The following is an 18,081-nucleotide window of genomic DNA, read 5'->3' as shown; positions in this document are numbered from 1 at the left end:
ATAGGCTTTTTTATAGAAAAATCAAATATGATGGGCATTTTAATCGATGTTGATCTTTCCTAACGGCTGGACGGTGATTTCTTCCGTCAGCTCCTGGTGGGAAAGTACAGGGAGTTCGTATAAATCTGCTTCAACGAGTTTGCGCACATAACGACGGATGTCCATAGAAGTTAACAACACGGGTTTATCTGTCATTTTGGAGAGATCGCCTACTTCTTCCTTTACGGCATTAACAACCTTCTTAGCGGTTTTGGGATCTAACGCCAGGTAATTTCCGCCGGAGGTCTGTCGTACCGCCTTCCGAATCGTTTCCTCAACATTTGGATCTAATAAGTATACGGCTAAAATGTTTTTACCACCGCTGTATTTGTAGCTGATATAACGCTTTAAGCCGGATCGCGAATATTCGGTTAACAGTACGGGGTCCTTTTCTTTTTGCCCCCAATCGATCAATGATTGTGTGACAGAGCGCATATTCCGGATGGAAATATCTTCCTGTACGAGCCGCTGGAAGACTTCTGCAATCTTTTGTATGGGAAGGATACGTTGGACCTCGCGCACAATTTCTGAGTACTGGGCATCCATTTTCTCCATCAAATATTTGGCCTCCTGAATGCCTAAGAAATCTCCGGCATATTTCTTTAATACAAAGGATATGTGGTAGGATAAAATCTGCGGTGCGTCCATGTAAGCAATATCTGCTTTTTCCAGGTTTTTAACCTGTTTTTCAGATACCCAGATCGGGGCAATGCTGGGTAAAAAGGGTATGCCTTGCTCATACGGAATCTTTAGAATATCCAGATTGACGGGGTCTTCACGAGCAATCACATAGCCTTTCTTTAAATAACCTTCGGATATGGGCACTTCTTGTAAAAGTACATTATAAGCGCCATCAATCAAATTCTCATTAAACCGCAGGTGTATTCCAGGAAACGGTACCCCAAGGTCTTGGTAAAGCGCTTTCCGTATTTGTATTAATTGGCGGTTCAAGGATTCCGCATCTATGACATCTTGGACGGAATTGGCGACATCTAACATGAGCGGGATAGTAAGCGAAAATTCTTCTTTTGCTCCTGATGCAGGTGCTCCTTCTTCCCCCTCCTCAGCGGTGGCGACACCCCCGGTATCCGCTTGTAAGGAGCCTAGGACAGACTTGCTTTTTGCTATTTTTTTCTTTTTCCAAACGCCTAGTGCAAGGGAAAGGCCAATAGCAATCGCTGAAAGGGTCAAAAATTGAAGTTTAGGGAATCCGGGAATTAAGCTGAGTGCCGCAATCAAGCACCCGCCCACAAGCAATGCCTTGGGTTGCCCCATGAGCTGCTTGCTGATGTCTGCGCCCAAGGCGCTTTTATCATCCGAAGCTACCCGCGTTACGATAATACCCGCGGTCACTGAAATTAACAATGCCGGTATTTGGGAGACCAAACCGTCACCAATCGTTAGGATAGAATACACCTGTATAGCTTTCGCCATGGTCATCCCTTTTTGCAAAATACCGATACTCAAACCGGCAACAATGTTGATCGCAGTGATAATAAGACCTGCGATGGCATCTCCTTTAACAAACTTCATGGCACCGTCCATAGCACCGTAAAGCTGGTTTTCCTTTTCTAATATGGAACGTCTGGCTCTTGCTTGATCGACATCGATTACACCGGCTCGCATATCCGCATCGATACTCATTTGCTTGCCCGGCATAGCATCTAATGTAAAACGAGCCGCCACTTCGGCCACACGCTCGGAACCCTTGGTGATCACGATAAATTGGACGATCAAGATAATTAAGAAGATAACGCCCCCTACAATGATATTACCCGCAACAACGAAGTGACCAAATGTGTTAATGATCTCACCGGCATAAGCGTCTAGGAGAATCAATCGAGTTGTCGAAATGTTTAATGCTAAACGAAACAATGTTGTTAAGAGCAAGACAGAGGGGAAAGTGGAAAACGATAATATCCCGGGAATATACAAGGCGATCATGATCAACGTGGCCGCAATCGACATATTGAGCGCCAACAAGGCATCCATGACGGCTGGATGAATCGGTATGATCATCAACGAAATGATCATTACGATCAAAAGGGCCAAGAACACGTCAGTATAACGCGTGCTCTTTAATATAATATCCTGTATTTTGGCAATTGCTGTGTTCACTTTTCTTCTTTTTTCTCGGCTTCAATTTTACGGGCTTTATGGGCCTTTTTCTTTTCAATTAGCTCCAACATTACCTTTCGAGCTTCTTCTTCTCTTTTCATTCCCCATAAGGATTTAAAGATCAACGTTTTGGATGCGAATTCATGTTCAAATGGCATATTCGGCTCCAAACTCGCTTCGGCTTGGAGGAGCGCGGGTTCATATTTGCCTACAGACCAATAAGCATAGCTGAGCGATCTGGATACATGGGCATCTTCCGGGTAAAGTCTTTTTAAGGCCAATAACAAGTGCATGGCTTTCTCGTGCTTGGAATGCCGCAAGTACAAATAGGCTAACAATAACAATGTTTCTTTGGGCAATTCTTCCATAAGTTACGGATAACCTTAATGTTAGTATGCCATTATGCTAAAAGCAAGGCTTGCTGTAACATCTTTAACAAGTCGTTGTTTTCTTCGCATTCCTCAAGGTCATCGGCTACTTGCTGAAAGAGTTCTTCATCGGTGATGTCCTCTGTGCTAATGACTTTTGAGCGTTTCATGTCCTTTTGCTTTTTTTTAGCCAGTGCTTCGAATTGCTTTTTGGCTTCAGCTAACCGCTTTTGGTAAATGAGAGGCCTTAGGTTGTCGGGGTCTCTAATAATGGGGGACAATGATTCCATTAATAGGGATTGGAAGGTTTCGACTTTCCATAACTTGGGCCATTGATCCTGTGGTTTTGAATCGCTTGGGCGAAAGGCAGTCAACGAAGGCATCTTAAACGCAACATCAGAGGTGCGCGATATACCGGTTAGGCCGGGTTTAAAGGAGGGGAAATGTTTGATGTCTTCTGCCATGGGATTGCTTTTAAGTTTCTATGGTTTGTTGTAGGTCTTCTTGTAGGCGAATGAGTAAATTGACTGCGGTTTCCAGTTGTTTCTGGCTTAATGTTTTGCCTTCCAGTTTTATGCTGAAAACGAATTTATTATCGCCATAAAGGCCTGCGTTTACGGGAAAGGGGAGGGTGTAATGGCAGAATTCTAAGATTTGGAAATAGGTGTCTAAATCTGCATTCGCAATTTCACGTGTTAAGTAAACCAGCAGGACATCCTCGGGCGGTGAGGGAATTCTCTCTAAATAGAGGTCGCCTAGTTCTGTGGATTGTAAGTGAATGATACCCTCTTTTTCCCAATTGGGAGGGGGGAGTCCGAGGGATTTGCTGTATTTCTGGATGACATCGTCTATCATTTTTCATCTTCCTCCTCGTCTAGGTCAAAGTCAAAAATGTCTTTTTTCTTGAGTCGTTCTTCTCGTTCTTTTTTATCGAGCTCTGCTTCTTCTTCTAAAATAACGTCATCCACCCAATCCTTTAAAGCTTCGGAGAGTTTATCACGTATATCTTTTGTGAGTACTTTTTCGGGTATACCCAAAAAGGAGTTCATGAGGCGTTGGGAGAAATCGGCACGAGCAGATTTATCCGGTAGATGCACTTCGTCCGTAATCTTCTCAAATTCTTCCGGATTGATCCAGCTGGACTCGACTATCTCAAGCATCTCACCTGTCATGCCAACAGAATCAATTTCGGGCTCAACGTGGTAGAGGTTTTTCATGCTGGTGAGGAGCGTGTCACAGTTTTTTTCAACTGTTCCACAGGCTTGTACTAAGTAAATGCCGTTCATGACATCTAATAGATGGTTGGGGTCAATCGCAGGGTCTTTTGCGTGTTTATCTTGCCCGATGGAGCTGATGAGAGAATCTAGGGCTCGTTTGAAATTCTCTTTGCCCTCCTGCTCCATGATAGACTTAAAGGTTTGACTGGCTGTATTATAGCCAAGCGCGTGGGTACGAAAAAGATTAACGTCTTCTATCGGAGCATCAATATTAAAGCCGGCTCGTATCTCTGGGCCTTCTTCGGTGTATAATGTCTCCGCTGCTTCATCTAGGCCGTCTGCCAATTCCTCGTATTTCTTTTGTTTACGAAGGTTTTTTCGGGCCGATTCCATGCCCGCGTATGCCAATGTGACATCGCCATAATAGCGTTGTGCCGCGTCAATGTAGGATTGTACGTTTTTAAAGGTACCTAGTCGTTTTAAATAGGCTTCAAATCCACGGTGCTTGCGCAGGTTGTCCATGTCGCGTATGCGACGAATACGTTGCACGCGCTGCCTGGCGGATTTCTTCTTTGTTTTTACATCTTTTTCGTCCTCGTCCTTACCTCCTGCGTCACCAGTGGAACTTTTTCCTTTAGACCCGCTGCTCTTTTTTGAACTGGTAGCACTCCTTTTTTTTACACTTACGCCGCTCGGTGCCTTAGGGACGGTGATATATTGCTTGGCCGCATCTACTAATGAGGTTGGAGCCGAAATGGACCGGAACGAAGATGTCGAGACAGGTTGCGAGGGTGAAGGCCCAGTACTCCGATCGGTCGGTCTGGGTGCATTCTGGCCGGATCTATCTATATTGCCCCACATTATGAAATAACTTTATATCAAGCATAATATACTATACTCTTGTAACAACTTCAACTGCAAAGGCTTTTTTATCGTCTTGTTGAACTGCTTTAGCTATTATAAGAAAGCTTAATTATATGGATCAACAAATAAACACCGCGGAAATAGAACAACTCGTCACTTCACTATGGGGAGATGTGCCTGTCATGGTCGCTGTTGAGCCTCTTAATGATAATCAGGGTGAAATTTTCCCTGAGGAAGCTGCCTTTATATCTAGGGCATCCCCTAGGCGCCGTATGGCTTTTAGTACCGGTAGAGTGTGCGCTCGCAAAGCGATCCGCAAGCTGGGGCATCCTGAGGCGGCTGTCCTGGTGGCAGAAGACCGTTCACCTGTCTGGCCGGCCGGTCTATGTGGTAGTATTTCCCATGGGGGAGATTATGTGATGGCTGTCGTTGCCAAAACGGGGCTAATACGTTCTCTGGGGATTGATGTTGAGATCGCAGATCGCCTCAAACCAAAATTATGGCGTAATGTTTGTGTCCCAGAGGAAATTGAATTTCTTAACGCCAACAATCAGGATCTTAATCTGGCAACGCTCATTTTTAGTGCAAAGGAGGCGTTTTATAAATGCCAACATATTATCACTAAGGAATGGGTCGGGTTTAAGGACGCTCGTGTCGAACTAAACTGCGCCGATAATACTTGGCAAATTACTTTGTTAAAGAATATCGCGGAGGGTTTTGCTTCCGGTGATTCTTTTCAGGGCCGATTTTGTTTTGTAGACGGTTATGTGATCGCGGGTATTTCTGCGTAGTAGGCCTAATTGGATTTTCCTATTCTTGCTGGAACTCATAGATGGATCCCAGTCCCATGATCCCAGTTAACTCATCCAGAGCGGTTCGGTTTTCTTGAATAAGAAGGGGATCGCTTAAGTCGTTACTGCTGAGTTCGTCTCGGTAATGCTTGTTTACCCACGTGGCAAATTTGTCGTAGCTCGTATTGTTGATAAAAATACCTTGGGGGAGGGCACTTATTTCTTTATCGGTTAAGGGAATCCTTAATCTCAAGCATGCGGGCCCGCCACCGTTCCTCATGCTTTGTTTTAAATCTAAATAATGTACGGATTGGATTCGGTTTTCTTTGGATTTTATGAGCTCCTCGATAAACTGTTTAATGTTGCCTTGAGTATGGCACTCTTCCGGCGCAATCAATGCCATGTTGTTATCGGGTAGGGTTACGATTTGGCTATTAAATAGATAGCTTTTAACGGCATCTTCAACGCTGATGAATTTGTCTTTTACGATAATACAGGTCAACGGTTTGTCATGTAAAACTGAATACTTATCTTGAAGTTCTCTGATGACAGATTCCGTATTTATATAAGCGTATTCATGGAGTAAATACAAATCTTCATTGCCGGTAGCGATTACATCGTTGTGGAAGATCCCTTTGTCAATCGCTTCTGGGTTTTGCTGCGCGTAAATATAATTATTTACAGTATGCCTGCGTATAATCGCTTCAGATGCTAATAATGTTTGCCTGGGGAAATGTTTTCGGTTGTTTGCCCAGGATTGATCTCGGCCATACACAAGAAAGTGCAGCCCTTCTTGAGAGTGCTTTGGGCAAAGCCGAGTGTGATTCGCAGCCCCTTCATCCCCTAAATGAAAGCTGAGAGGGATAGGTGCGTGTACGGTAAAGAGCGTTTCATTGCAAAATATTGCGCTTAATATCTTTTCCGTGGCTTTGCCTTCAATCGTTCTATGAATTTTGCTAAGCAAGTTCGCGGGGGTAATGTGTGTTTTGCCGTCATTTGCATCAATAGCTGGAGTAACGGTAGCAGCATTCGCTGTCCACATGCAGGAGGCGGAACAACTGGCGTAAAACAATTCCGGCGCTTGCTTTCTCGCTTTTTCTAAAATATCCGAGTCCTTCCCGGTAAATCCAAACTGTTTTAAAAATGGGATATTCGGTCTTTCTTGTGGTGGAAGGATAGCCTGAGTGAGCCCTAAGTCTGCCAAGAATTTCATTTTTTTGAGCCCTTGTAGCGCGGCTTCTTTAGGTCTCGCCTTTAGGTTCTTGTTGCTTGAAGAGGCTACATTGTCTTCAGATAAACCGGCATAATTATGTGTCTGTCCTACCAGGCCATCGAAATTGACTTCCTCAATCTGCATCTTAAAAACTCAATCCGGGAAGTATGTTGGAGGGCATCATGAGGGCATCTTTTTCAATTGAAGCGATTGGATACGCGCAATAATCTGCTGCTAAAAAGGCGCTGGGGCGGTGATTTCCGCTGAGTCCGATTCCGCCAAAAGGCGCACTGCTGCTAGCGCCGGTGATGCTGCTATTCCAGTTAATGATCCCCGCTTTTACTTCACGGTAAAAACGTTTATAGTTAACCTCGTTTTCGGATAACAGGCCAGCGGATAGTCCGTAACGGGTTTTGTTGGCTTCTTCGATTGCTTCCGAGAAATCATTTACGCGAATAACTTGCAAGAGTGGGCCGAAAATTTCTTTGTCTTCCCTGTGATCAATTCCGGTAACATCGATTAAGCCGGGGCTTACAATGCCGGTGCCTTCTTCTAATTGTTTTAATTCGCAGATAACATTTCCCCCGCGATTAGCCAGGAAAGCTTGTTCTTCCAGCAATTTTTCCGCAACTTCTGAAGAAACAACTGCACCCATAAAGGGTTCAGGGGTTTGGGTGGGATTTCCTATGCGTATCTTATTAATATGCTCAATTAATATATCCAAAAATGAGTCTCCTTCAGATCCTTTAGGGATAATGAGTCTTCGCGCGCAGGTGCAGCGTTGGCCGGATGTGATGTATGCGGATTCGATGGTTAAACACGCTGCCGCTAAGTGATCCGCGATTTGGTGGACGATGAGGGGGTTGTTCCCTCCCATTTCTAGCGCTAATATTTTACCAGGCTCGGAGACCAGCATTTTTCGTATCGCAAGACCAGTTTGAGCACTGCCTGTGAAGAATACGCCGTTTATTTCTGTGTGTTGCGCAAGATATTTACCTATTTCAGCACCGCCTTGAACTAAGTTTAACACGCCGGGAGGAAGACCCGCGTCTAGCCAAATTTCAACCATTTTTTGTGAAACAGCTGGAGTCAGCGGGCTGGGTTTGAATATCACGGTATTGCCGGCTAATAGTGCTGGTACAATATGCCCGTTGGGTAAATGACCCGGGAAATTATAGGGCCCAAAAACAGCGACAACTCCGTGCGGGTGAAAGCGTGTAATCGCATTGCCTCCAAAAAATTCTCGGCAGCGGGTGTTATATGCTTCGATTGAAATCGCGATTTTACCAACCATCGCTTCCACTTCGAGTCGAGCTTCCCATCGGGGTTTTCCCACTTCTTGCGAGATCAGTTCAAGGAGCTCTTGTTTCTTATGCTGTAGTGTTTGCGCGAATACTTGCAAGTGGTTTTGGCGTTCAGCAACAGTAGTTTTTGCCCAGCTATTGAGTGCAAAGCGAGCAGATGCGATTGCTTCGTTTACTTCTTCAGGTGTGGATTCATTTCCTGCCCATATCGTTTCTTTTGTAGCAGGGTTAATGGACTGAAATTCCGGACCTCTTGCTTCTTCCCAGCGGTTGTTGATACAATTAGACTTCATCACGTTTATTTCTTTAATGGCTTTCATTTTGAGGGGTGATATTAACGTACGAAATGGGGTCGCCCACAGCTACATTGAGTAATAGGGCTACGTTTTTGGGCAAACCAATTTCCGCACCAGCATACTCTTCCAAGTATCCCAGAGTGGATTTGAAATTCAAGTTGCGATTGCAAATAATGTAGGGTTCTTGCCGCTCATCTGCGTCAATTATTTTTCCCACAATCCCTTCTTTATGCTGCTGCACTGTTTTGATGTTTTTTAATTCGCATGTCACAAAAGGCCCGGCATCGTATACATTTATAAAATTAGTTTTCCTGAACCCTTGCTCTTTTAGTAAATGTAATGCGGGTTCTGTGTTGGTATGAGTTTTCCCCAAACACGCTCGAGCTTCATCCGTTAATAACGATATATAAATAGGATTTTTTGGCATCAAGTCTTGAATGACATGTTGGTTATAGCGACCTTCGAAAATGTCTTTTATATCAATATGCTCCAATATTAACTTCTTCCCGTAGGATTCCCAAAAGGGTGATGCGCCTTCTTTATCTAGGTAGCCTCTCAGATCGGATGCAACTTTCTTGCAAAAGCGCTCTTGAAAAGCGCTCATGAAAAGAAAGCGGCTAAAGGATAACAGTTTTCCATGGTTGGCATAACGGTTATCCCTGTTCAGAAAAAGGCTGACAAGTTCTGTGACATTTTCAATTGTAGTTAAGTGCAACGCATCGTTTTCAACATTAATCCCCAAAGGATCATGGGAGTTTTTCTCCCGTTTTATTTCGTAAGAATAATAAGGGGCTTCCCCGTTAATCAGTGCTTTTAGGCCAGAGCACCCTACTAATTTACCTGTTTCTACGTTTTCTAGGACAAACAGGTAATTCTCTTTGCCCGGTTTATGGACATCCCTGTTGAAGGATTTAAGAGACTTTTCGATTCGATTTCCGAGTGCTTCTAGATCTTTCGGTAGGCTTGGTATGCCGCTGCGAATAGACAGGACGAGCTCAAAAAGCTTTTCTTTGTCCTCTTCACGAGCAGGGTGTAGTACAACTGGCGGGGCACCTTCTATCATGTTAGTAGCCTGTTAAAAGGACTTTAGGGTATCGCGCAAAATAACCATCGCATCATCAATATGCTTTGTTTCAAGAGAGACGATTGGAAAGAGAAAGCGAACGCGTTGGGGGCTTGCTCCTGTCAAAAAGGAGATAATCCCATTTTCAAACAGTTTTTTTACAAACGCGGTTACTTTTTCTGTACTCCCGTCTAATGGTGTAAATGCCAGCATACCACCGAACCCATAAGGCCCGCTCATTTTACCAGGCATTTCTTTGCGCATTGCTTCGAAATGTTTTTCAAAATGATTGTGCAGGCCGGCTATTCGACCATTCTCGCCCCAATATTCTTTTTTGGCTAACTCGTCTATGATAACGATTCCTGCGGCAATAGCCGTTGTGCTACTGGTGAACGTTTGGCTTAATAATCCTGGCCCCGGCTTGTATTCTTTGCGAAAGAGAGTCGCACATATCTGGCTGGACTTTCCAATCGTCACAATATCCACCAGTTTATCCAACTGGTAATATTGGAAGGCAAAGGGCTCATAAGTACGAGCGAACGTCTGTACCTCATCAGCGATCACAGCGATTCCGTTTTCTCGACACACTTCCATCAACGCTTTGTGGAATGCCGTGCTTCCCGGGTAAAAACCGCCTTCCCCTTGGATTAGTTCCATGACGATTGCCGCGTGCTGCTTGGGGTAGCGGTGTATATATTTCTTTAAAACGGCGACGGCTTCTTTTGTGCTTTCTTCTGGTCTACTTTCATCATAGAAAGGCAAATAATCCACACTCAACGTTTGAGGAAGGCCTTGTCTATAGGCGGCTTTGTCTGTTATTTGGGATAACGCTAATGTTCTTCCACTAAAGCATCGTTCAAATGAGAGTACTCGGCTTGCGGGAGCGTTTTTTTGAAAAGCAATTTTTAACGCATTTTCAATGGCCATCACCCCAGTAGAGGACAAAAAGCAGTGATCGATTCCGGCATTATTCTTATTTGCTAAATCGAGCAATTTTTTTGAAAACGTAAATGCCAGTTCATTTTGCTGAAGGTTGCCTTGCATGACCGTGTCCTCAAGAGCTGCATCCAAACAGGCTTCTATGATCTTTGGGTTAGAGTGGCCAAAATGATGCACGCCGATACCGTTAATGAAGTCATATTTTACGCTTCCGTCCATCAGCTCCACGAATGGCCCGTTGCCCATACCGGATCCTAGGTAAGGGTAATATAGTTTCCCACCTCGGGCTTCACTAAAAGCATCCAATGTTTTCTCGTAACTTTGCTTGCGGTCAGGATCCGCCGGGCGCACGGCGTTAATCTTTTGTTGATGTTTTGCGAGAAGGGCAAGTAGGGTTTCTTTTGCCTCGGTAACGGCTGGGTCTTGTTTGAATTCTTCAGAGATCAGGGGTTTCATTTCGCAGGTTGTTGACATAACAGGTCTTCTAGTTTGAGTTCTTTGGAAGCAAGTTTCATTAATAAAAGGGTTGTTAATTGGGTGCGCTGTACGAGGCTGTCGACAAGCAGGTATTCTTTGTTGCTATGAATATCTCCGCCCTGTACACCCATTGTATCAATATTGGGTAGCCCGCCGGCCCATAAATTATTGCCGTCAGAGCCTCCACCGGTGTCCTGCCAATCGAGTTTCATCCCCAGCTCTTTTCCACAGCCTGCGATTGCATTAAATAAATGCTCCGTCTTCGTATCAACTTCTTTGGGGGTCTTTAGTAATTGCCCTTCGCAGGTCAAGAGTATGCCTTCTTGTTGATTCGTTTCTTCGACTAAATTTTCGATCGTTTTCTCAATGGCTTTTACGTCTTCGGCATGTGCTACGCGTACGTTTAAGTGAGCCAACGCTCTATCGGGCACCACATTGACTGCTCCGCCGCCTTCTATGTAACCCACGTTGAAAATAGCATCTGGAAAGGTGTCGTTAAGTGCGTGCACTTTTGTTACAAATTGACATAAAGCGGCAATCGCGTGTTTCCCTTGTTTAAAGTATCGCCCCACATGCGCTTCTCGTCCTTCCACTAATATAGAAAAATTAAAGCTGCCTTTGCGGTTACGCACCAGCTTACCATCGGGGAAAGTTGGTTCGTATACTAATCCAAAATTAAATTTCCCCGAACTTGCTTTTTGTAACAATATAGGCGCGGAGCCTGGTGATCCGATCTCTTCATCGGGGCCAATAAAGACTTCCCACCCAATTTCATTTTTCCAGGGGCAAAGCTCAAAGGTCTCTAACGCCTTAAGCATGACAACAAGGCCTCCTTTCATGTCTGCGGTTCCAGGTCCCTGCAGCTTATTTTTATCGATAAGGGTGCAGGTCTGAAAGGGGTGCTTTTCTCCGTAAACGGTGTCCATATGTCCGTTAAATAGGATCTGTATGGGAGCCTCAGGGCGGCAGGTTACTTGCAATGCTTTCCCTAAGGGGAATGTTTTGCGCTTCCCGGATCGATCCATAAATGGGTCTCTCGCCTGCGAAAGGGCTACGGTTTCCATTGCGCCGGGTAAATTGATAAATTCCCGTTTCAATGCGCCAATCATGTCAGTTAGGCCGTTTGTATTATACGATCCAGAATTAATTAAACACCAGTCACGTGTTAATTGCGTCATCTGTTCCGACTTGTGGGCGATTGACTTCAAATACTTCTCGTACATGCCAAATGGGGAAAAGGTTTCAGGGGAAGTCAAAGTTTAAAGTCAATCTTTCCCCCTTGGCAAGCGAAATATATAAACACGCATGCCTCATCAAACGATGAACGGATTAATCGTTATTTTTGCTTTGGGTACAACTAAACTCACCAATACCCCAAGAATTTCCACCAGGCGGCACCAATACCACCCCAGACCAGTATGTTGGCAAAGCTTACAATTAAACCCGTTATCCACCAGTCTTTTAGTTTAACATAGCCTGCTCCATACAATATGGGGGCAGGGCCGTTTCCGTAGTGAGTCAAGCCGCCGAAAAGATTACTAATGAAGGCCAATATGAGCGCGGAGAGCATCGCGGGCGCGCCAAGTCCTATAGCAACGGCTAAAAGGACACCATACATTGCCCCGATATGCGCAGTATTGCTTGCGAAGAAGTAATGAGTGTAGAAATACACCAGGCATATTATTGAGAGCCCAAGGGACCAGTGCATGCCTTCTACTACGTAGGACATTTGTCCGCTGAAATAAGTGATTAAGCCGTGCTCATTGAGTGCGTAGCCAAGGGTTACCAGTGTGGAGAACCATATAAAGGTGTTCCACGCGCCTTTTTCTTCTAAAATTTCTTCCCACGTTAACACATTGCATATTAATAGGATAGATAATCCCAGAAAGGCTGTGGTAACACTATTTATGCCAAATCCTTCCCCGAAAATCCATAAGACGAGCAACATGATAAATACGCCTAACATGATGATCTCGCTGGTCTTGACTCGCCCGAGTTCCTTTAACTTGTTTTTGGCTAAATTTTTAGCATCGGGGGTTTCCTTAATCCTTGGTGGTGCGATTTTGTAAATGATTAAGGGAATGATTAATAAACTGATCATTCCGGGCACTATCGCGGCTAACGCCCATTTTCCCCAGGTAATTTCGACGCCTGCATCTGCTGCAAGTGCTACTACGAGGGGATTTCCTGCCATCGCTGTCACGAACATAGCGCCTAAAATCACCGAACTCTGAAAGCACGCTTGAATTAAGTAAGCTCCCAGGTTTTTTGAAGTAGGGTCGTTTGGCTTACTGTTAAAGGCTTGTGCTAGGGCATTTACGATAGGGTATATAATGCCCCCCGTTCTTGCGGTGAAGCTGGGAACAGCTGGTGCCAGGATGAGTTCGCTTAAAACCATACTGTAGGCTAAGCCTAGTGTCTTTTTTCCGAATAAATAAACAAAGTAATACGCAATCCGCGTCCCCAAATGAGTTTTAATAAACCCACGCGCGATAAAAAACGCAATCAATACAAGCCATATGGCGCCATTACTAAAGCCCTTTAGCGCTTGAGGGAGGGTCAGTGTGCCCGTGAATGTCGTTAATCCAATCGATATCATGGCTATAGCTCCCATGGGAAGCGGCTTCATGATGATTCCCAATATGGTAAATATGAAAATTGCAAATAAATGCCATGACTGGCTGTTAAGCGATTCAGGTACTGGGCTAAACCAGAGTACTAGACCGACAATGACGGGGATAAGGAAGTTTTTATTTGGCATGTTAGCGAATAACGTTGTTGAACGCTCGCACTTAATAGGGCGATTAAAATAGCGTATCTATTCTCGACTCTTTGAAAATCATAATTTTTGTAACGTTTTTGTTATTAGCGTTCCTAAAGTCTGATAAGCCCTGCTTATGCGCATGGCCTTTGTGCTTGCTTGGGCACGCGTTATGCTCTTAAATGCCTTATAATGAAACAGATTTACCTCGATGGCGAGCCCGTCACTTTCCCCGATGAACCCCCGAAGGACTTGGCAACTCTCCTCGCTGTACTCACCCAGCACTTGGCTCAATCGGGTAGGTATGTGGCCGAATTCTATGTTGACGATGTCGATTTACTGAATGCTTATTTCGACTCTGCTCCCAAGCAATATGTTGTCATTAAAGCGGTTTCCGCTCCACAGCAAGAATTCTACAAGCGATTGGTGAAGGGGCGCATCGTTTACATAGAGGAATTGGCAGACACCTTGACTGAATTTAGCAAGAGGGTACTGGTAAGCCCGTGGCGAGAAGCTATTTCCGAATTAAATCAATGTATTCAACGATTTACCCTGTTTGTTGATGTTATCGATGAGTTGAAGTCCTTTGTGGAACAAAATAAAACGGCTCCTTGGGCAAAGTCTCTCGAGATCTTAGTGACCGAGTACGAGCGCTATTTGGCATCGTTGCCGGAGGCGATCGAAAAAGCAGATGTTGCTAAAGTTTCTGATATTTTGGCTTGTGAGGTGGTTCCTATGATGCAAAAGTGCCAGAAGTGGCTTCGTGAAGACGTGTTACCTTATTTTGAAAAACAGGCAAATTCCCTCAATTAATCGCCCAATATGCCTATTCTGCCCCAGAATTATTCAATTTTAAAAAAACGATTTCCAAAGCTGTTAAAGCGTATCGAATGCGCTAGCGAAACGGGTATTCCTTATAAAATAAAGGGCTCGGGAGTCGAGGCTCAAATGGTAGCGCTGGCTGGCAAACATGAAGTTATGCCTTTTGGTAATCTGGATCAAACCCAGTTGGCTCAACGCTGGGCAGAGGCCGTTGAATGTAAGGAGAATGGCCTTTATGCGATTTGCGGTTTTGGCTTGGGAAAGCATCTTCAGCTCTTGTTAAATAGGGTTCCGGAGGATAATATTTATTTTTTCGTATGTGAAAAATATCCGGGTTGGCTTAAAGCGGTATTTTCTAAAGTAGACTGTTCTCGTCTCCTGAGTGATCCGAGGGTCATGCTGGGTGCCGGTGAGCCGGACGATGAGCTTTTTGAACCTTTAGGTGAACTTCATTTAGCGTTGCTAAGGGATGCAGCTCCTGTTCTTTTCTCGCCTATCTATACGTTCGAAGCACCCTACTACGATGAATGCCTGACAGCCTTTGCCCGATTTGTAGACTTTGCCCAAAAGCTTCACAAAACCAACATTGCTGATTCCTCTGTGTGGCAAGAACGCACGTTGGAGAACTTGCCCTATACGATTGATGCACCGGATATCAAGCTCATGGAGGGCATGTTTAAGGGTTTACCGCTTATTTTGATCGCAGCCGGACCTTCGTTAGATGAGTCCATTGATTTTCTTAAAGCGGCGAAGGAAAAAGCATTACTTGTCTGTGTCAACTCCGCGTATCGTAAACTGGCAAATTCCGGCATACTGCCTCACATCACAATTGCCGCAGATCCCAGAGAGGATACTTATAAAGGATATATGGGTTGCCCTACTGAGGGTGTTTACCTGGTTTCTTCAACCTTTGTGCACTCGGGTGTGGTGAAACTATTTGCAGGCAGAAATTTCACGTGGGCCGGCGCGAATTCGCTTATCAGGTTGCTGCGTAAGCGTGTAGGGCTTCCGGAGGGAAGCTCCATTATTGAGCAAGGGACAATTTCAGCTTGTGTGCCCGACTTTGCGCGCGTATGGGGCACGAATAAAATTTGCCTCGTGGGGCAGGACATGGCGGTTACTTCGACAGGGCAATCCCACACGGCCGATTCTTTTTACGCGGATGAGGGTAGGCTAAGGGTTCATCTCGATAAGTGTAGAATGTTGCCTGGTAACACGTTTACACAAGTACCTGTGGAGGAAAAATTGTACGTTTACTTAAAGACGTTCGAGCAGCTCATCCACGCGCCGGATTACCAGAATTTGGAGTTTATAAACACAGCTAGAACGGGTGTTAAAATTCAGGGTGCCCCTTATAAAACGTACCAGGAGGCCTTAGCGTGGCTAGGTCAAGGCTCCACGGCGAACGTTTCAAATCGTTTGCAAGCGATTTTCGATAACCGGCCTAAAATGAATACTTCTTATGAGGAGGCAGTAGATGCTTTTCGGTGTTTCGTACAATCTGTTCTCGAAATTGCTTGGGATGGAGCGGTTTACTCGAGCCTTTTGCCGGCCAAGTTTGAAAATATGAGTTACAAGGATAATCCGAAATTGCTGAAATGTGATGATTTTTCCCGTAAATTGAATAACTTGCTGGATCGCTATCCTCAGGATACGGAGGTGCTTTTGGATGGTAAAACTAAATTTGAGCTTTATCGCTATCTAGAGGCTTGCCAGAAAATCAATTCTCCCGCAGAGCATTGGAGTCGAATTCAAAAGAACAAGGAATACTTTTGGGCGATTGCTGAAGGGGCTAATTTTATGCGTGATCGCATAGAAACCTATTTGGTGTAGGGGGGCTTATTGAGGTTTGTTGGCATGTTTTATGCTCTATTTGAGGTGTCGAACTGCGTCTTGCGCCGTTGGCTTTACTTAAGATGGATAGCAAATAACCGACTTTACTAGGAAATACGTAACGTGTTGAGGATAATGATTTATGGCGATGGATTTAGGTTTATCAGGATTAGTGTCTGGGTTTGACTGGAAGAGCTTTGTCCAGCAAATGGTTTCTATTGAGGGAATTCAGAAAACGAATTTATCAACGGAAAAAAGTGGTTTACAGAATAAAGTAGATACGCTCAGCGCGCTCAAGACAAAATTGGAGAGTTTGCGTACTTCTGTGGATGCACTCAATAGCGCGGATGCGTTCTTGGGAAGAAAGGCAACGATTGCAACGACTACAGCTCCTGTTCTGGGGTCGGCAACAGCAGCATCTCAAACGCTCACGGGCACGTACTCCCTTAACGTTACTCAATTAGCGACTCAATCTACTCGATCCGGGGCTGGCGATGTGGGAGCACAGATTAACGGAACATCCGATGTGAGTGGATTAACGCTATCCTCCATGAAAATTGCAACAGATATCACAGCGGGCACTTTTTCTGTAAATGGTAAGCAGATAACAGTCGCTACTACCGATTCCTTGCAAAGCGTGTTTGACGCAATTTCTACGGCAACGAGTGGATCAGTGACAGCTTCATATAACGCCACTACGGATAAAATAGAATTGTCCAGTGGCTCCGAGATTCTATTAGGCACACCTGCCGATACCAGTAATTTCCTGACATCGACTAAGCTCTTTGGCAATGGTACGGGGACCGTTTCAAGTAATGCTAAACTGGGTGTTGTGAAACTAACGAATTCTATTGCGAATTCGAATCTTACGACATCTGTGACTTCAGGCAGTATGAAGATTAACGGCATTTCGTTTACCTATGATACTGCGAATGACAGCCTGAGCAGTATTATGACCCAGATTAATGCTTCTGGAGCCGGAGTCTCGATTACCTACGATGCCGTGAACGACCAGTTTAAACTTACGAACAAGTCTACCGGAAGCTACGATGTCAGTGTGGAGGATGTGAGTGGTAATTTATTGGAATCCATGGGGCTGAATTCAACCTCAACGCTCAATATCGGTACAAACGCCGAGTACACCGTTAATAGCGGTGGTACGTTGACAAGCACAAGCAATGTACTAACAGAAGATAGCCACGGAATAAAAGGCCTTTCAGTGACGGCGCTAAAAGTAGGGACAGATACCCTTACCGTTGAGCAAGACTCTACGGATACTCGTAAAAAAATTGATGACTTTATTACAAAATTCAATGAGGTTCAGACATACATTGATGATAAAACCAAAATTACGACGAGTAATAGCTCTGGTAAAACAAAAGTAACGACTTCCATATTATCAAATAATAGTGAAGTGACTGCTTTACGATCCGGCTTGCGCAAGCTTGTGTTTGGGGAGGTTACCGCTTTAACGGGCAGTATTAAACGAATAGCGGATATCGGAATCGATTTTGAAACAGATTCGTACAAGCTAAAGGTCGCAGACGAAACTGTCCTCACAAACGCATTAAATAAAAATTCAGATGAAGTCTCCAAACTATTTACGGATGCAACTGGCACACTGAGCGGTGACACTCCTACGGGCGGGCGTTCTTTAGTTCTGAATAAGTTTATAGACAGCTTCGCGGGCGATCCCGATGATATCGCTGTAAAGGGTATTTTTGAGACCCAGAAAACTTCTCTCAACAATCAAATCACAAGTATTACAAAGAAAATAACGGACTTTGATATTTATTTAAAAAGTCGTGAAGAGCAGCTTACAGCCGGGTTTATTGCCATGGAGGCTGCTCAGCAAAAGGTAAACCAGCAAATGGCTTATCTCAGTAAGACGTTTAAGTAATAATTGGTATAGATTGTTATTAATTTTTATTTAGTTAACTTAGGTGTTAATGCTAGTTGGTTCTATCTGTATTGCA

15 protein-coding genes are annotated in these 18,081 nt (G+C 44.5%); 4 read left to right on the top strand and 11 right to left on the bottom strand.

The genetic code is table 11. The features are described from left to right. Window positions 1-39: 39 nt before the first annotated feature. The 5 genes from AUJ82_01290 to AUJ82_01270 are packed head-to-tail and all read right to left on the bottom strand — an operon-like array spanning window position 40 to window position 4,603. Window positions 40-2,145 carry an EscV/YscV/HrcV family type III secretion system export apparatus protein gene (locus tag AUJ82_01290; protein OIO60798.1) on the bottom strand — a complete coding sequence of 702 codons (2,106 nt, stop codon included), beginning with the start codon at window positions 2,143-2,145 and terminating at the stop codon, window positions 40-42. Between the two features lie 8 nt (window positions 2,146-2,153). Further along, window positions 2,154-2,525, bottom strand: coding sequence for a hypothetical protein (locus AUJ82_01285; GenBank protein ID OIO60642.1), 372 nt, complete (start codon window positions 2,523-2,525; stop codon window positions 2,154-2,156). A 32-nt stretch (window positions 2,526-2,557) separates the two neighbouring features. Next, window positions 2,558-2,989: a hypothetical protein gene (locus AUJ82_01280; protein OIO60641.1), complete on the bottom strand. Its 432-nt coding sequence runs from the start codon at window positions 2,987-2,989 to the stop codon at window positions 2,558-2,560. 10 nt (window positions 2,990-2,999) lie between these two features. Further along, window positions 3,000-3,380 carry a hypothetical protein gene (locus AUJ82_01275; protein ID OIO60640.1) on the bottom strand — a complete coding sequence of 127 codons (381 nt, stop codon included), beginning with the start codon at window positions 3,378-3,380 and terminating at the stop codon, window positions 3,000-3,002. Further along, the gene (locus AUJ82_01270; protein ID OIO60639.1) at window positions 3,377-4,603 is read right to left on the bottom strand and encodes a hypothetical protein; all 1,227 of its coding nucleotides are present in this window, start codon (window positions 4,601-4,603) and stop codon (window positions 3,377-3,379) included. Before AUJ82_01270 ends, AUJ82_01275 begins: the two co-directional genes overlap by 4 nt. A 185-nt stretch (window positions 4,604-4,788) precedes the next feature. Here AUJ82_01270 and AUJ82_01265 point away from each other — a divergent pair, with 185 nt between their 5' ends. Then, the gene (locus AUJ82_01265) at window positions 4,789-5,397 is read left to right on the top strand and encodes a hypothetical protein (GenBank protein OIO60797.1); all 609 of its coding nucleotides are present in this window, start codon (window positions 4,789-4,791) and stop codon (window positions 5,395-5,397) included. Between the two features lie 19 nt (window positions 5,398-5,416). Here the strand turns inward: AUJ82_01265 and AUJ82_01260 are convergent, their stop codons facing one another. From AUJ82_01260 to AUJ82_01235, 6 genes are all read right to left on the bottom strand, one after another. Further along, complete coding sequence (locus AUJ82_01260) at window positions 5,417-6,754, bottom strand: N-succinylarginine dihydrolase (protein ID OIO60638.1); 1,338 nt, start codon at window positions 6,752-6,754, stop codon at window positions 5,417-5,419. A 1-nt stretch (window position 6,755) separates the two neighbouring features. Then, entirely contained in the window at window positions 6,756-8,207 is a 1,452-nt protein-coding gene (locus AUJ82_01255) for a succinylglutamate-semialdehyde dehydrogenase (protein OIO60796.1), read from the bottom strand. Between the two features lie 13 nt (window positions 8,208-8,220). Beyond that, complete coding sequence (locus AUJ82_01250) at window positions 8,221-9,273, bottom strand: hypothetical protein (GenBank protein ID OIO60637.1); 1,053 nt, start codon at window positions 9,271-9,273, stop codon at window positions 8,221-8,223. A gap of 12 nt (window positions 9,274-9,285) precedes the next feature. Beyond that, window positions 9,286-10,668, bottom strand: coding sequence for an acetylornithine aminotransferase (locus tag AUJ82_01245; protein ID OIO60636.1), 1,383 nt, complete (start codon window positions 10,666-10,668; stop codon window positions 9,286-9,288). Beyond that, window positions 10,665-11,912: a hypothetical protein gene (locus AUJ82_01240; GenBank protein OIO60635.1), complete on the bottom strand. Its 1,248-nt coding sequence runs from the start codon at window positions 11,910-11,912 to the stop codon at window positions 10,665-10,667. The genes AUJ82_01245 and AUJ82_01240 overlap by 4 nt, the downstream gene beginning before the upstream one ends. A gap of 140 nt (window positions 11,913-12,052) precedes the next feature. Beyond that, window positions 12,053-13,450, bottom strand: coding sequence for an anion permease (locus tag AUJ82_01235; GenBank protein ID OIO60634.1), 1,398 nt, complete (start codon window positions 13,448-13,450; stop codon window positions 12,053-12,055). Window positions 13,451-13,642: 192 nt separating this feature from the next. Between AUJ82_01235 and AUJ82_01230 the strand changes: the two genes are divergently transcribed. The 3 genes from AUJ82_01230 (at window position 13,643) to AUJ82_01220 (ending at window position 18,005) form a co-directional block, all read left to right on the top strand. Beyond that, a complete protein-coding gene (locus AUJ82_01230) occupies window positions 13,643-14,263 on the top strand; it encodes a hypothetical protein (GenBank protein ID OIO60633.1) in 621 nt (206 codons plus the stop codon). Between the two features lie 9 nt (window positions 14,264-14,272). Next, window positions 14,273-16,105: a hypothetical protein gene (locus tag AUJ82_01225; GenBank protein OIO60632.1), complete on the top strand. Its 1,833-nt coding sequence runs from the start codon at window positions 14,273-14,275 to the stop codon at window positions 16,103-16,105. A 142-nt stretch (window positions 16,106-16,247) separates the two neighbouring features. Further along, complete coding sequence (locus AUJ82_01220; protein ID OIO60631.1) at window positions 16,248-18,005, top strand: hypothetical protein; 1,758 nt, start codon at window positions 16,248-16,250, stop codon at window positions 18,003-18,005. The last annotated feature ends 76 nt before the right edge of the window (window positions 18,006-18,081 follow it).

Source organism: Verrucomicrobia bacterium CG1_02_43_26 (assembly GCA_001872735.1).
In the GTDB taxonomy this organism is placed as follows: Bacteria; Verrucomicrobiota; Verrucomicrobiia; order Opitutales; family CG1-02-43-26; genus CG1-02-43-26.
Note: the sequence above shows the minus strand (reverse complement) of the source record. Positions and strands in the feature narration are given on the sequence as shown.

Excerpts from the sequence above, each read along its gene's own strand:
- AUJ82_01285 (OIO60642.1), bottom strand. The coding sequence starts at position 2,525 with ATGGAAGAATTGCCCAAAGAAACATTGTTATTGTTAGCCTATTTGTAC.
- AUJ82_01280 (OIO60641.1), bottom strand. The coding sequence starts at position 2,989 with ATGGCAGAAGACATCAAACATTTCCCCTCCTTTAAACCCGGCCTAACC.
- AUJ82_01275 (OIO60640.1), bottom strand. The coding sequence starts at position 3,380 with ATGATAGACGATGTCATCCAGAAATACAGCAAATCCCTCGGACTCCCC.
- AUJ82_01270 (OIO60639.1), bottom strand. The coding sequence starts at position 4,603 with ATGTGGGGCAATATAGATAGATCCGGCCAGAATGCACCCAGACCGACC.
- AUJ82_01265 (OIO60797.1), top strand. The coding sequence starts at position 4,789 with ATGGTCGCTGTTGAGCCTCTTAATGATAATCAGGGTGAAATTTTCCCT.
- AUJ82_01260 (OIO60638.1), bottom strand. The coding sequence starts at position 6,754 with ATGCAGATTGAGGAAGTCAATTTCGATGGCCTGGTAGGACAGACACAT.
- AUJ82_01255 (OIO60796.1), bottom strand. The coding sequence starts at position 8,207 with ATGAAGTCTAATTGTATCAACAACCGCTGGGAAGAAGCAAGAGGTCCG.
- AUJ82_01250 (OIO60637.1), bottom strand. The coding sequence starts at position 9,273 with ATGATAGAAGGTGCCCCGCCAGTTGTACTACACCCTGCTCGTGAAGAG.
- AUJ82_01245 (OIO60636.1), bottom strand. The coding sequence starts at position 10,668 with ATGAAACCCCTGATCTCTGAAGAATTCAAACAAGACCCAGCCGTTACC.
- AUJ82_01240 (OIO60635.1), bottom strand. The coding sequence starts at position 11,912 with ATGTACGAGAAGTATTTGAAGTCAATCGCCCACAAGTCGGAACAGATG.
- AUJ82_01235 (OIO60634.1), bottom strand. The coding sequence starts at position 13,450 with ATGCCAAATAAAAACTTCCTTATCCCCGTCATTGTCGGTCTAGTACTC.
- AUJ82_01230 (OIO60633.1), top strand. The coding sequence starts at position 13,643 with ATGAAACAGATTTACCTCGATGGCGAGCCCGTCACTTTCCCCGATGAA.
- AUJ82_01225 (OIO60632.1), top strand. The coding sequence starts at position 14,273 with ATGCCTATTCTGCCCCAGAATTATTCAATTTTAAAAAAACGATTTCCA.
- AUJ82_01220 (OIO60631.1), top strand. The coding sequence starts at position 16,248 with ATGGCGATGGATTTAGGTTTATCAGGATTAGTGTCTGGGTTTGACTGG.